Source organism: Tenacibaculum sp. TC6, assembly GCF_050606265.1.
Taxonomy (GTDB): domain Bacteria; phylum Bacteroidota; class Bacteroidia; order Flavobacteriales; family Flavobacteriaceae; genus Polaribacter.
In genome coordinates this window covers 17,747-30,303 of record NZ_JBOCUK010000013.1, presented here as the reverse complement: position 1 = coordinate 30,303, position 12,557 = coordinate 17,747, and the positions used below count along the sequence as shown (strand labels likewise).

Here is a 12,557-nt window from a genome sequence, read left to right as displayed (position 1 = left end):
ATGTGTTTTTTATGCTTTTTTATAATGAAGCTGAATATACTAATAAATCTACAATTTTAGTAGCATATCCAAACTCGTTGTCATACCACGAAATAACTTTAAAAAAGTTTTCATTCAACTCTAAACAAGCATCTGCATCAATCACCGAAGTTCTTGGCTCAGATACAAAATCTTGAGAAACTACTTCATCTTCTGTATAACCAATAATTCCTTTATACTCTCCTTCAGAAGCTTCTTTTAACGTTGATAATATTTCTTGTAAAGAAGTTGATTTTTCCGTTCTAAACGTTAAATCTACTAATGAAACATCAGGTACCGGTACTCTAACTGCCATTCCAGTTAATTTACCTTTAAGATCCGGAATTACCTCTGTTACCGCTTTTGCTGCTCCTGTACTTGTAGGTATAATATTGTTAACTACCGTTCTACCTCTACGCCATTTTTTGTTAGGACCATCTACTACATTTTGAGTAGACGTTGCTGCGTGAACTGTAGTCATTAATCCTTCTTTTAAACCAAAATGATCATGAATAACTTTAGTTAAAGGAGCTAAACAGTTAGTAGTACAAGAAGCATTTGAGAATACAACTTCATCAGCTGTTAATTCTTTGTGATTTACTCCCATTACGTACATTTTAGCATCTTTAGATGGTGCTGATATCACAACTTTTTTTGCACCTCCTTTTAAATGTAATGATGCTTTATCTTTATCTGTAAAGAAACCGGTTGACTCGATTACATAGTCAACATTTACTTCATCCCATTTTAAATTTTCAGGATTTCTCTCAGCAGTTACACGAATAATTTGTCCGTTTACTACTAAATTTCCGTCTTTTACCTCAACAGTTCCGTTAAAACGACCATGTACCGAGTCATATTTCAACAAATACGCTAAATAATCTACATCTAATAAATCATTAATCGCTACTATTTGTATATTATCTCTCTGTATGGCTGAACGGAAAGCAATTCTTCCGATTCTTCCAAAACCATTGATTCCAATTTTTATCATTTCTTTTTATTTTATTTTTTGCCTTAAAATAAGGCTAACAACAAACTTTCACCCCTATTATTTGGGTAGTACAAATATAAACTATATAAATACAAAAAAACTGATAGGAATTAAATTCCTATCAGTTTTTAACAAAAGAATTATATATGTTTTACAATGATTCCGAATATGCTGTTACATTAGCATTTTTTAATGATGCTGAGTATTCCGCCAAATCAACCAGTTTAGTTGCATATCCCATTTCGTTATCATACCATGAAACAACTTTAACAAAGTTATCTGATAGAGCTATACCTGCATTTGCATCAAAAATAGAAGTACGAATATCTCCTACAAAGTCTTGTGATACTACTAATTCTTCAGTATACCCCAATACCCCTTTCATTTCTCCTTCTGACGCTTCTTTCATTACTCTTTTAATTTCTTCATACGATGCTTTATTTTTTAATCTAACTGTTAAATCAACTACTGAAACATCCATAGTAGGTACTCTAAACGCCATTCCTGTTAATTTTCCGTTTAATTCAGGAATTACTTTTCCTACTGCCTTTGCCGCACCTGTTGATGAAGGAATTATGTTATGTAATGCTGCTCTTCCTCCTCTCCAATCTTTTAAAGAAGGTCCATCTACAGTTCTTTGCGTTGCAGTTGTAGCATGAACAGTAGTCATTAACCCTTCTTCTATTCCAAAATTATCATGTAATACTTTTGCTATTGGCGATAAACAGTTTGTAGTACAAGAAGCATTTGAAAAAATTGTATCGGTTTCTTTTAATTCTTTATTATTTACTCCCATAACAAACATAGGAGCATCCGGTGACGGAGCTGAAATTACTACTTTTTTAGCTCCTCCGTTAATATGAAGCTGCGCTTTATCTTTTGCTGTAAAAAAACCTGTACACTCAAGTACATAATCAGCACCTACTTCATCCCATTTTAAATCTTCAGGATTACGTTCAGCAGTAACTCTTACTTCATTTCCGTTCACAATTAACTTGTTATCAATCACCTCTACAGTTCCTTCAAATTCTCCATGTACAGAATCGTATTTTAACATATAAGCTAAATAATTCACATCTTCTAATAAATCATTAATAGCTACAACTTGTACATTTGAACGTTTCACTGCAGATCTGAATGCTAATCTACCAATTCTACCAAATCCGTTAATCCCTATTTTAATCATAATATATTTAAGTTTTAAGTAGTCATAATATCAGAAACTCGTAAGAGCTCCATATCTATTTCTTGAATTCCTTTTATTGCTTTTTCTAAATCAGTTGCCACCACTTGGTTATCTTGTAATCCAACCATTAAATTAGATTGGCCATCTATTAATAATTCAACTGCTTTTACACCTAATCTACTAGCTAACACTCTGTCAAAACATGTTGGAGAGCCACCTCTTTGCATATGCCCTAGAACAGATACCCTCACTTCATATTCCGGTAAATTTTCTTCAACATAATTTGCTAGTTCATATACAGTTTTACCAGATTTATCTCCTTCAGCCACCACCACAATACTAGACGATTTTCCGGATCTTTTACTTTTTTTAAGTGATTCCAGCATTCTATCTAATCCTAGGTTTTCTTCCGGAATTAAAATTTCTTCTGCTCCTGCACCAACTCCTGCGTTTAAAGCTATAAAACCAGCATCTCTTCCCATTACCTCAACAAAAAACAGTCTGTTATGAGACGAGGCGGTATCACGTATTTTATCTATAGCCTCCATAGCTGTATTTAAAGCTGTGTCATATCCTAATGTGTGTGAAGTTCCATAAATATCATTATCAATTGTTCCCGGAATTCCAACAACGGGAAAACCATACTCTTCATTAAAAACAACACCTCCGGTAAAAGAACCATCACCTCCAATTACTACTAAACCGTCAATTTCATGTTCTTTCAAGTTTTCGTAGGCTTTTTGTCTTCCTTCTTTTGTCATGAACTCTTTCGATCTGGCAGATTTTAAAATCGTACCTCCTTTATGAATAATATTATTCACACTACGAGCTGTCATAGTAACAAAATCTCCTTCAATCATTCCTTGGTACCCTCGGTATATCCCTATACATTCTGTTCTATAATATGCACAAGTTCTTACTACCGATCGTATTGCTGCGTTCATTCCCGGAGCGTCTCCTCCTGAGGTCATTACTGCTATTTTTTTTATTCTTTTTGCCATAATTTCTGTGTCAAATCTACTTATTTTTTACATTGATTTTTCTAAAAAAAACGAAATCGTTTTCGGTAAAACCCCTTATAAACACTATACTTACAAAGCATTTTTATCTTAAAAAAATTAAAAAGTTAGGTTATTATATTTATTTGATTTACTATTTTTGATACGTTATTTTCACCTTATTAATCTATTTCTAATGAAATTATTTTTTACACTTTTTTTCTCTTTTTCTAATTTCCTTTTATTTTCTCAAGAACCTGTAATTTTTACCTCTATTGATGAAGCTTTAAAAAAACCAGAAAAAGTTTTTTATTTAGATATTTCTCACCAAAATTTGTCTGTAATACCTCCTCAAGTTACCACTTTAAAAAATCTAAAAATATTAAAGCTTAACAATAATAATATTTCTTTTATAGATAGTTCTTTCTTTCAGCTAGAAAAACTAGAAATATTAAACTTATCTAACAATAATTTAACATCTGTTCCTGATAAAATTAATCAGTTAGTGAATTTAAAAAAGTTAAAGTTAAATGCGAATAAATTAAAAAGAATCAATCCGGCTATTTTACGCTTACCTGCTTTAACGTTTTTATATATGGAGCATAATAACATTGAAAAATTACCTGAAGACATCAATGTTTTTAAAACTTTAGAAAAATTATATCTAAAAAACAATGCTATATGGTTATTACCGGATTCATTTAGCAGACTAAAAAGTTTAGTTTTTGTTGATTTTTCAGCAAATAACTTATCTCAAATCTCAAACGGTTTAGATGCCAGAGGCCTTAGAAGCTTAGAAAAAATTATACTGAAAGGTAATCCTTTATCGGTGTACGAAAAAGGACTTATTAAGTATAAAGTTCCTAAAAATTGTAAAATTATTTGGTAGTTATTTAACCACTTTTTTAAACTGGGTTATAATTTCTTTTACTCTGCTATTTTGAAATACTGTAGGAAAAAGTTCTTTAATTATGAAATGATATTCATAATCTATAGCCAGTGCGTTTTTAAGATGAGTTAGCCCGTATTCCTCTTTATCTAACACCATAAACAAACCACATAAGCGGTATTCTATTTCTGCAAATTCTCTATATATTTTTTTAGCTTTAATCATAACGGTTAAAGCTTCATTAAACTCACCCAAAAACAATAAAATATCTGCTAATGCTACATAGATTTCAATCTCGTTATCATCTAAATCAATACATTTATAAAAAGCCTTAACAGCCTCTTCATAAAAATTGAGTTTTAAATTTATGTCTCCATATTTTCTCCAATACATTGGATTTTCTTCATCTATTTGTAAAGCTTTATTGATATAATATAAGGCTTTTGGAAAGTTCTTATTACTATAACAAGCATTGGTTAACAACATCCATCCTCTATCTAAAAGCGGATCTTCATGAACTGCTTTTTTATAAAAATGAATAGCTGTAGATAAATTATCTAAGTTTTGATAACACTCTCCTATACGAATGTATGCATACGCAGTAGGATCATCCAATTCTAATGTAATTAAGTAATTATCAATAGCTTCTTGATAACGCTCTAACTGTTCTAAAGTTTTTGCTTTTTCTAAATATCCGCCTATAAACGTATCATCAATAATTACAGCAAAATCAAAAGATTGTAATGCTTCTTCATACATACCTATTTCATAATACTGACGTCCTAATTGATGCCAAGCGACTTCACTGTACGGATTTTTATCTAAATATGTATTTAAAAACTTTATAGCATCTTCATTGTTTTGCTCCATGTCATAACAGTAAACAATATTGTATAAAGATGAATAATCTTCATAATCTACTTCTATACATTTAGCAAAATTTAAACGAGCATTTTCAAAATCATCCAAGTACAGATATTCCATTCCGATCATTGACCAAATATCTTCCGGGTCTTCAATAAAATCTAATGATGATTTTAGCACATCAATGGCTTCTTTATGTTTTTTCTTTTTCGATAAAATAGTTGCTTTTTGAATAAAAACCTCATCGTTATGCGGTTCTACAGCTTCTACTTCAGAAAGTAGCTTAACTGCCATTTTCAACTCATCATCAAAGATGAGTAATTCAATTCGCATCAGTTTTAATTGAATAGAAGTCGGGTGCTGCTCAAGCCCTAACTTAACAGCTTTCTTAGCTAAAGAATGTTTACCTATGTTTAAATAATGCTCGATAATTTCCTCAAACTCTGTAGCATCAAAAAAATAAACATCATTTGTCTTTAGCATTGATTCAAATTTTGATACAGGCATAGGCTTTAGATTTGAATTATATTTAAATTTACAACAACAATGATGCCTAATGACATTAATTAACTTTTGTTGTTAACAAAGTAATTAACAATTATAGGCAGTTGTAATATAAATATAATCAAATTTGAAACAACAAATTATTTTTCTATATTTGAGAGGATTAAAAAATTCAAACAAGAAAAAATAATTTTTAAACAAAAAATCATGAGTAAATTTGACGAAAAAGTAGGATTGTATAAAAAGTTTATGGATGATAAAAAAATCCCTGTAAACGTTGATTTATTAAGTGCTGTAACAAAAGGATTAGGTCCTTCTATTTATAAAAAAGACGCTGAAACAGTATCTGGTACTGATGCTAAAGAATTAGAAACTGTAAAAAAGAACTTCTTAATTAAAAAATTAGGTTTAGCTGACGGACCTGCTTTAGACAAAGCTATTGATGAAGTAATGGAAAAAATAGGCAGATCTGAAAGAAATAAATATAGAGCTGTAGTTTACTATATGTTAACTGAAAAGCTTGGCAAAAAATCTGTTTACGGAATGTAATCAAATTTCTTTTTAAAATTTAAGTCCTGCATTAATAACTTAATGCAGGATTTTCTATTTTAGCCCACAACAAACAACACCATTTATATGTCGCAATTTATTAGTGTTTTTGACATGCTAAAAATTGGGGTAGGCCCATCAAGTTCACATACATTAGGACCTTGGAGAGCTGCTCAACAATGGATTCAAAAACTAAAAGAAAATCATCTTATTGAAGATATTTTCACTGTAAAAATTGACCTTTACGGGTCGTTATCCTTAACAGGAAAAGGGCATGCTACAGATTTAGCTGTTTTATTGGGATTGAGCGGAACTGATCCGGAATATATTCCTATTGAAGATATTGAAAAAATTATCGCCAACATAAAACAAACCAACACCCTGCATTTTAATAATGAACGTGTGCTGGATTTTTCTATTGATCAGGTAATATTTAATAAAGATTTCCTTCCTTTTCATTCTAACGGATTAACTTTCAGAGCTTTTTCTAAAGACTCAACCGAAATTTCAGCTGAAACCTATTATTCAATCGGTGGTGGTTTTGTTATTCAGGAAGAAATTGAAACAACTCCTTCTATTGAAATCAATAAAAAGAACTTTCCTTTTCCAATAAACAGAGCAACTGAGCTGGAAAACTATTGTGTAACTAAGGAAAAGAATATTTCTGAAATTGTAATTGAAAACGAATTAGTTTTAAAAGAAGAGCATGAAATAGATGCTGAGTTACTTCGTATATGGAATACAATGCTTGAATGCATGTATATAGGATGCCATACAGAAGGAACATTACCTGGCGGATTAAATGTAAAAAGAAGAGCTTTTGAAACACATAAAAAGCTTATAAAAGATGCTGCTTATAGTAATAAAGAAGAGTGGATTACAGCTATAAGAAGTACAGAAGTTAAATTCAGAGAAATTTTAAAATGGGTTAGTTGTTTTGCTTTGGCTGTAAATGAAGTGAATGCTTCATTAGGAAGAGTGGTTACCGCTCCTACTAATGGAAGTGCCGGAGTAATTCCTGCTGTACTAATGTACTATTTGGTTATAGAAAACCATGAGGGTAACTTTGAACACATTAAAAAGTTTTTACTTGTCGCCGGAGAAATAGGAAGTATTTTTAAGAAAAATGCAACTATCTCTGCTGCTATGGGAGGCTGTCAGGCAGAAATTGGTGTTTCATCAGCAATGGCTGCAGCGGCGTTAACAGAACTTTTAGGAGGTACACCTTCACAATGTTTAGTAGCTGCAGAAATAGCAATGGAACATCACTTAGGATTAACTTGTGATCCTATTGGCGGACTTGTACAGGTTCCTTGTATTGAACGTAATACGATGGGAGCTATTAAGGCTATTAATGCCGCTGAATTAGCTTTAGAAACAAACCCTAAGGAGTCTTTAGTTCCACTTGATAAGGTTATTGATACTATGTGGGAAACTGCTAAAGATATGAATAGAAATTATAAAGAAACCTCAGAAGGTGGTTTAGCTGTTACTGTTAGGTTGGCTGACTGTTAAAAAAAAGAAGCATCTTATAAGATGCTTCTACTCTATTATTATTTTTTCTCCTAAAAACTTAGGTTGTGTTTTAAACAGTATATCTATAAACAGTTTAACTCTTGCCAAATACTCTCTAAGAGTAACTTTAATACCATAATTACCGTAAACATCTTTGGCATTAAACCCCATGGCTTTAATACCATTTTGTTCGGCTAAATAAATAGCACGTTCATTATGAAACTTTTGAGATATAATTAATACAGCATCTTGCCCAAATACTTCTTTAACTCTCACCACAGAGTCTAACGTTCTAAAACCCGCATAGTCTAAATAAATTTTCTCTTCCGGAATTCCTTTTGCTATTAAGTCTTTTTTAAACTCGGTAGGCTCATCATAGGCTTTTGTTCCATTATCTCCGCTTATGATTAAAAATGCTACTTTATGCTCTTTAAATAGTTTTTCAGCTGCCTCAACTCTGTAGGTATAATATAAATTAACCTGACCATTTTTTAAATATTTAGCAGTCCCTAATACAAGTCCTACTTTATATTCAGGTACTTTTTTTATTTCAGAAAAAGTTTTATTCACCGCATTTTTAGTTACTATATAATTACACAAATAAATAGTAATCATCAGCAATGCAATGGTTAATAAAACCCATTTTAATTTCTTTTTCATTTTAAAAAGCTATTTATCTTGTAAAAACTAACTCATTTTTAGCAGACATTGTTTCTGAAAATGCATACCCATCAACATTAAATCCTTTTAATTCATCTAATGTTTCAATTCCATTATCAACTATGTAACGTACCATTAACCCTCTAGCTTTTTTAGCATAAGTCATGATTGTTTTATACTGTCCATTTTTAAAATCTTTAAAAACAGGAGTTATCATTGGCACCTTTAATGCTTTTTCCGGTACCGCTTTAAAATATTCTGAACTGGCAAGGTTTATTAATAACTCATCATCCTTTAACTCTTCATTTAATGATTCAGCTAATAATGTTCCCCAAAATTTATATAAATTATCAGCCCTTCCTACTTTCAATTTGGTTCCCATTTCTAAACGATATGGCTGAATTAAATCCAGAGGCTTTAATATTCCATACAATCCTGATAAAATCCTTAATTTATCTTGAACTACCGTTATTTTTTCTTCTGAAAGCGTTGTGATATCTAGCCCTCTAAAAACTTCTCCGGTAAAAGCAAAAACTGCTTGTTTAGCATTATCTAAAGTAAATGGTGGATTCCATTCCTGATTTCTTTCATAATTTAAATCTGCTAAATCAGCTGAAATACTCATCAATTCAGAAAGCTTATTTTTTGAGATGGTTTTTAATTTCTTATTTAATTTTTCAGAATGTTCCAAAAAACGAGGTTGTGTATATTCTTTTGTTGAAGCTGTTGTATCAAAATCCAACGATTTTGCAGGTGATATAATTATTTTCATATATGTTTTATTATGCTATTTAGTGCTATAAAAGTATTAATCTTACTCAAAAAACTAATCCACTTCTACTTATTTTATCTTATGCTGATATTAAAAAAATCTATGAATATTTATTCACTCACCAGATGTAAACCGTCATAAGCTAAGAATACATTTTCAGGTAATTCTTTTTCAACTTCTTCATGAAAACCTAACAATTCACTAATATGAGTCAAATATGTTTTTTTAGGTTGTACTTTTTCTACAAACTGTAACGCTTCTTCAATATTAAAATGAGTAGCGTGAGGTTCTTTACGTAACCCTGTAACAACCAATATATCTAAGTTTTTCAGTTTATTTATTTCTGTCTCAGTAATTGTTTTTATATCTGTTACGTAAGCAAAGTCATTAAAACGAAAGCCTAAAACAGGTAAATTTCCATGCATTACTTCAACAGGAACAACGTTTACTCCTTGTAAATCAAATGATGTTTTATGAGAAATAAGTATAGGAGCTACACTTGGCGCACTTGGATATCTATTTTCTGTTTCAAAAACATATTCATATCTTTTTTTCAGAGCTTGTAAAACTCTTTCCGTAACATAAATAGGCACTTCCCCTATTTGAAAGCTATAAGGGCGAATATCATCAAACCCGGCAATATGATCCGAATGCTCATGTGTAAACAATATTCCATTAATCTTCTGAACATTTTCTCGAATCATTTGTTGACGAAAATCAGGGCCACAATCTATAACGTAGGTAACCTCATCCCAAGAAATCATAATGGACGATCTTAATCTTTTATCTTTTAAATCATTTGAAAACGCTACCGGATGTGTACTTGATATCATAGGCACTCCTGTAGAGGTACCTGTTCCTAAAAAAGTTATTTTTAATTGTTTTTTTTTTCTCATGCTTCACACAAAAATACAATAAAAATTGACTGATAGTTTCTATTTTCAGTACATTTGTTGCGCGTAACAAAAAAGAACAAAATGGCAATTACGTTAAAAGGAGATCAGAAGATTAACCCAGTACTAACTATTAAAACGAAAGCTTTAAAAATTAACCTTAACGCCCATATTTACGGTACGTTTGCCGAGATTGGTGCGGGTCAGGAAACAGTTCGTAATTTTTTTAGGGCCGGTGGTGCTTCAGGTACTATTGCAAAAGCAATGAGTGCTTACGATAAAGATTTCTCAGATGCTATTTATGGCGAAGAAAAGGATGGTAGGTATGTAACTGAGCCTCGATTAAAAAAGATGCTTAAGCATGAAATGGATTTAATTGAAGAGCGTCTTGATCGTCAAAAGCATCCGGATAAGCTATTCTTTAGTTACGCAAACACTGTGGCAACTATAAACTTTACTAAAAAGTTTAAAGGTCATGGTTGGGTCGGAATCCGTTTTCAATTGGATCCGTTAGAAGATTATAATGAAATAATTCTTCACTTACGCTTTAAAGAAACAGATGCCAGACAGCAACAAGAAACTTTAGGAATTTTAGGTGTAAACCTAATTTATGGAGCTTTTTATTTAAACGATAATCCTAAAGAGCTTTTAAAATCTTTTTACGACAATATAGATAAAGATCGACTGGAAATTGACATGATTAATTTCTCAGGCCCGCGTTTTATGTATGTTGACAACCGTTTAATGAGCTTACAATTAGTTAAAAATGGTATGACCAATGCCGTTATGTTTGGTCCTGATGGAAATAACCTATTGCCTGCTCAAGTATTATACAGACGTAACATTTTAGCGTTAAGAGGTAGTTACAGACCTGTTACTAAAGTTAACATGGATATGTTTGAAAAATCAAAAGAGCTTTTCTTAAATGAAAAAAAGGTAGATCCTAGTAAAACTCAAATTATCTTCGAAATTACACTTAGTAACCTTAAAGCTGAAGGAGAAATCAACGAACGCGACTTCCTTGATAGAGCCGAATTATTATGTTCTTTAGGGCAAAATGTAATGATTACCAACTACCAAGAATACTTTAAACTTGTTGAATACTTTAGTGAATTTACAAGAGAACGTATGGCGTTAGCAATGGGAGTTAATAATTTAATTCAAATTTTTGACGAAAAGTATTACCGAGATTTAAGTGGTGGTATTTTAGAAGCTTTTGGAAAACTTTTCTATCGCGATTTAAAAATCTATTTATATCCTTATAAAGAAGAAAATACAGGTGAATACTTAACAAGTGAAAATCTTAAAGTACACCCTCGTATTAAAGAGTTATACAAGTTTTTCAAGTTAAACGGACGTCTTATTGATTTAAAAGATTTTAACCCCGAGGTGCTTCATATTTTTTCTCGCACAGTACTTCAAATGATTAAAAACGGCGAAGAAGGTTGGGAAGAAATGTTACCTAAAGGAGTTTCTGAAACCATTAAAGAAAAACGTCTTTTTGGTTATACCAATAGAAGAATGTAACTTTTTTTCGTTTACATTAAACCTTTTCATAATTTTAAAGTCTAACAACTAAATTAGAACTAGTTGACAGACGAATTAATATTAATTAATCAGCTACAAAATGCTACTACAAAAGAAGTAGCATTTAAAACTCTAGTATCTCAGTATAAAGAACGTTTATATTGGCATATTAGAAAAATAGTGCTTTTTCATGATGATGCTGACGATGTACTTCAAAATACCTTTATAAAAGTATTCAAGAACATTGATTCCTTTAAAGGAGATAGTAAAATCTATTCTTGGATGTATCGAATAGCAACTAATGAAGCCATTAGCTTTATTAATAAAAAAGCGAAAGAAATTAATATTGATATTTCAGATTACCAACAACAAATAACTTCTAATTTGGATAGTGATTACTGGTTTGATGGTAATCAAATTCAATTACTTTTACAAAAAGCCATAACCACTCTCCCTCAACAACAACAGTTGGTTTTTAACATGAAATATTTTGATGAATTAAAGTATGAAGAAATTTCTGAAATACTGCAGGTTAGCGTAGGAAGCCTTAAAGCATCTTATCATCACGCTGTTAAAAAGATAGAAACTTATATAAAAAACAACAATTAAACCTTTTCATAAAAAAAGAGTCTTATAGTTATGAATGATGATATAAAAAATAGCATTAACTACCTTAACAATAAAACGAATAAAAAAAGCGGGTTTATTGTTCCGGAAAACTATTTTGAGGAACTTGAAAATAAAGTTTTTCAAGAAGAAAATATACTTAATGCTGCTAAAAACATTCCTTTTAAAACTCCAGAAAACTATTTCGATGCTTTTGAGGCTACTCTTTTAGATAAATTAAGTATTGAAAAGAATACTACTAAAGTTATCCCTCTTTATAAAAGAGTAGTACGCCTTATTCCTACAGCTGTTGCTGCTTCAGTATTACTTTTTATTGGATATACTTTTTTTAACAACAGCTCAGGAATTATCAATTTTGATAATATTACTACCTCAGATATTGAAAAATGGTACGAAAATGGCTATATAAATACTGATAGTGATGAATTTATTTCAGCTATTAATACAACAGATATTAATTTTGAAAACGAAACAATAAATTCCATAAACCTTGATGGTGATACTGTGGAAGAATATTTAAATACATTTGAAGATAATACAATTATAAATGAAATTCAATAA

The 12,557-nt window shown here is 30.8% G+C and carries 13 protein-coding genes; 6 read left to right on the top strand and 7 right to left on the bottom strand.

Features of this window, described 5'->3' with window-relative positions:
• Window positions 1-19: 19 nt before the first annotated feature.
• The 3 genes from gap (ACQY1Q_RS09090) to pfkA all read right to left on the bottom strand — a co-directional run bounded on the left by gap (ACQY1Q_RS09090) (window position 20) and on the right by pfkA (window position 3,199).
• Entirely contained in the window at window positions 20-1,012 is a 993-nt protein-coding gene (gene gap, locus ACQY1Q_RS09090; RefSeq protein WP_431004993.1) for a type I glyceraldehyde-3-phosphate dehydrogenase, read from the bottom strand.
• Between the two features lie 151 nt (window positions 1,013-1,163).
• Window positions 1,164-2,198, bottom strand: a complete 1,035-nt coding sequence (gene gap, locus ACQY1Q_RS09085; protein ID WP_431004992.1) for a type I glyceraldehyde-3-phosphate dehydrogenase — start codon at window positions 2,196-2,198, stop codon at window positions 1,164-1,166.
• A gap of 14 nt (window positions 2,199-2,212) precedes the next feature.
• Window positions 2,213-3,199, bottom strand: coding sequence for a 6-phosphofructokinase (pfkA, locus tag ACQY1Q_RS09080; RefSeq protein ID WP_431004991.1), 987 nt, complete (start codon window positions 3,197-3,199; stop codon window positions 2,213-2,215).
• A 193-nt stretch (window positions 3,200-3,392) separates the two neighbouring features.
• Between pfkA and ACQY1Q_RS09075 the strand changes: the two genes are divergently transcribed.
• Complete coding sequence (locus tag ACQY1Q_RS09075) at window positions 3,393-4,085, top strand: leucine-rich repeat domain-containing protein (protein WP_431004990.1); 693 nt, start codon at window positions 3,393-3,395, stop codon at window positions 4,083-4,085.
• Here the strand turns inward: ACQY1Q_RS09075 and ACQY1Q_RS09070 are convergent, their stop codons facing one another.
• On the bottom strand, window positions 4,086-5,456 hold the full coding sequence (locus tag ACQY1Q_RS09070; RefSeq protein ID WP_431004989.1) for a tetratricopeptide repeat protein: 1,371 nt from the start codon (window positions 5,454-5,456) through the stop codon (window positions 4,086-4,088).
• A 204-nt stretch (window positions 5,457-5,660) separates the two neighbouring features.
• On the opposite strand from ACQY1Q_RS09070, the gene ACQY1Q_RS09065 reads away from it, so the two are divergent.
• Complete coding sequence (locus ACQY1Q_RS09065) at window positions 5,661-6,002, top strand: DUF2853 family protein (protein WP_431004988.1); 342 nt, start codon at window positions 5,661-5,663, stop codon at window positions 6,000-6,002.
• A gap of 87 nt (window positions 6,003-6,089) precedes the next feature.
• Complete coding sequence (locus ACQY1Q_RS09060) at window positions 6,090-7,517, top strand: L-serine ammonia-lyase (protein WP_431004987.1); 1,428 nt, start codon at window positions 6,090-6,092, stop codon at window positions 7,515-7,517.
• 27 nt (window positions 7,518-7,544) lie between these two features.
• On the opposite strand, the gene ACQY1Q_RS09055 is transcribed toward ACQY1Q_RS09060, so the two are convergent.
• From ACQY1Q_RS09055 to ACQY1Q_RS09045, 3 genes are all read right to left on the bottom strand, one after another.
• A complete protein-coding gene (locus ACQY1Q_RS09055) occupies window positions 7,545-8,177 on the bottom strand; it encodes a SanA/YdcF family protein (protein ID WP_431004986.1) in 633 nt (210 codons plus the stop codon).
• A 13-nt stretch (window positions 8,178-8,190) separates the two neighbouring features.
• The gene (yaaA, locus tag ACQY1Q_RS09050; protein WP_431004985.1) at window positions 8,191-8,949 is read right to left on the bottom strand and encodes a peroxide stress protein YaaA; all 759 of its coding nucleotides are present in this window, start codon (window positions 8,947-8,949) and stop codon (window positions 8,191-8,193) included.
• A 110-nt stretch (window positions 8,950-9,059) separates the two neighbouring features.
• Window positions 9,060-9,845, bottom strand: a complete 786-nt coding sequence (locus ACQY1Q_RS09045) for an MBL fold metallo-hydrolase (RefSeq protein WP_431004984.1) — start codon at window positions 9,843-9,845, stop codon at window positions 9,060-9,062.
• A gap of 81 nt (window positions 9,846-9,926) precedes the next feature.
• Here ACQY1Q_RS09045 and ACQY1Q_RS09040 point away from each other — a divergent pair, with 81 nt between their 5' ends.
• From ACQY1Q_RS09040 to ACQY1Q_RS09030, 3 genes are all read left to right on the top strand, one after another.
• Entirely contained in the window at window positions 9,927-11,369 is a 1,443-nt protein-coding gene (locus ACQY1Q_RS09040; RefSeq protein ID WP_431004983.1) for a TonB-dependent receptor, read from the top strand.
• A gap of 63 nt (window positions 11,370-11,432) precedes the next feature.
• The gene (locus ACQY1Q_RS09035; protein WP_431004982.1) at window positions 11,433-11,978 is read left to right on the top strand and encodes an RNA polymerase sigma factor; all 546 of its coding nucleotides are present in this window, start codon (window positions 11,433-11,435) and stop codon (window positions 11,976-11,978) included.
• Between the two features lie 30 nt (window positions 11,979-12,008).
• Complete coding sequence (locus ACQY1Q_RS09030; RefSeq protein WP_431004981.1) at window positions 12,009-12,557, top strand: hypothetical protein; 549 nt, start codon at window positions 12,009-12,011, stop codon at window positions 12,555-12,557.

What these genes read in the sequence shown, in the direction of transcription:
- ACQY1Q_RS09060 (WP_431004987.1), top strand. Translation starts at nt 6,090, where the DNA reads ATGTCGCAATTTATTAGTGTTTTTGACATGCTAAAAATTGGGGTAGGC.
- ACQY1Q_RS09065 (WP_431004988.1), top strand. Translation starts at nt 5,661, where the DNA reads ATGAGTAAATTTGACGAAAAAGTAGGATTGTATAAAAAGTTTATGGAT.
- gap (WP_431004992.1), bottom strand. Translation starts at nt 2,198, where the DNA reads ATGATTAAAATAGGGATTAACGGATTTGGTAGAATTGGTAGATTAGCA.
- ACQY1Q_RS09070 (WP_431004989.1), bottom strand. Translation starts at nt 5,456, where the DNA reads ATGCCTGTATCAAAATTTGAATCAATGCTAAAGACAAATGATGTTTAT.
- ACQY1Q_RS09075 (WP_431004990.1), top strand. Translation starts at nt 3,393, where the DNA reads ATGAAATTATTTTTTACACTTTTTTTCTCTTTTTCTAATTTCCTTTTA.
- yaaA (WP_431004985.1), bottom strand. Translation starts at nt 8,949, where the DNA reads ATGAAAATAATTATATCACCTGCAAAATCGTTGGATTTTGATACAACA.
- ACQY1Q_RS09045 (WP_431004984.1), bottom strand. Translation starts at nt 9,845, where the DNA reads ATGAGAAAAAAAAAACAATTAAAAATAACTTTTTTAGGAACAGGTACC.
- ACQY1Q_RS09055 (WP_431004986.1), bottom strand. Translation starts at nt 8,177, where the DNA reads ATGAAAAAGAAATTAAAATGGGTTTTATTAACCATTGCATTGCTGATG.
- gap (WP_431004993.1), bottom strand. Translation starts at nt 1,012, where the DNA reads ATGATAAAAATTGGAATCAATGGTTTTGGAAGAATCGGAAGAATTGCT.
- ACQY1Q_RS09030 (WP_431004981.1), top strand. Translation starts at nt 12,009, where the DNA reads ATGAATGATGATATAAAAAATAGCATTAACTACCTTAACAATAAAACG.
- pfkA (WP_431004991.1), bottom strand. Translation starts at nt 3,199, where the DNA reads ATGGCAAAAAGAATAAAAAAAATAGCAGTAATGACCTCAGGAGGAGAC.
- ACQY1Q_RS09040 (WP_431004983.1), top strand. Translation starts at nt 9,927, where the DNA reads ATGGCAATTACGTTAAAAGGAGATCAGAAGATTAACCCAGTACTAACT.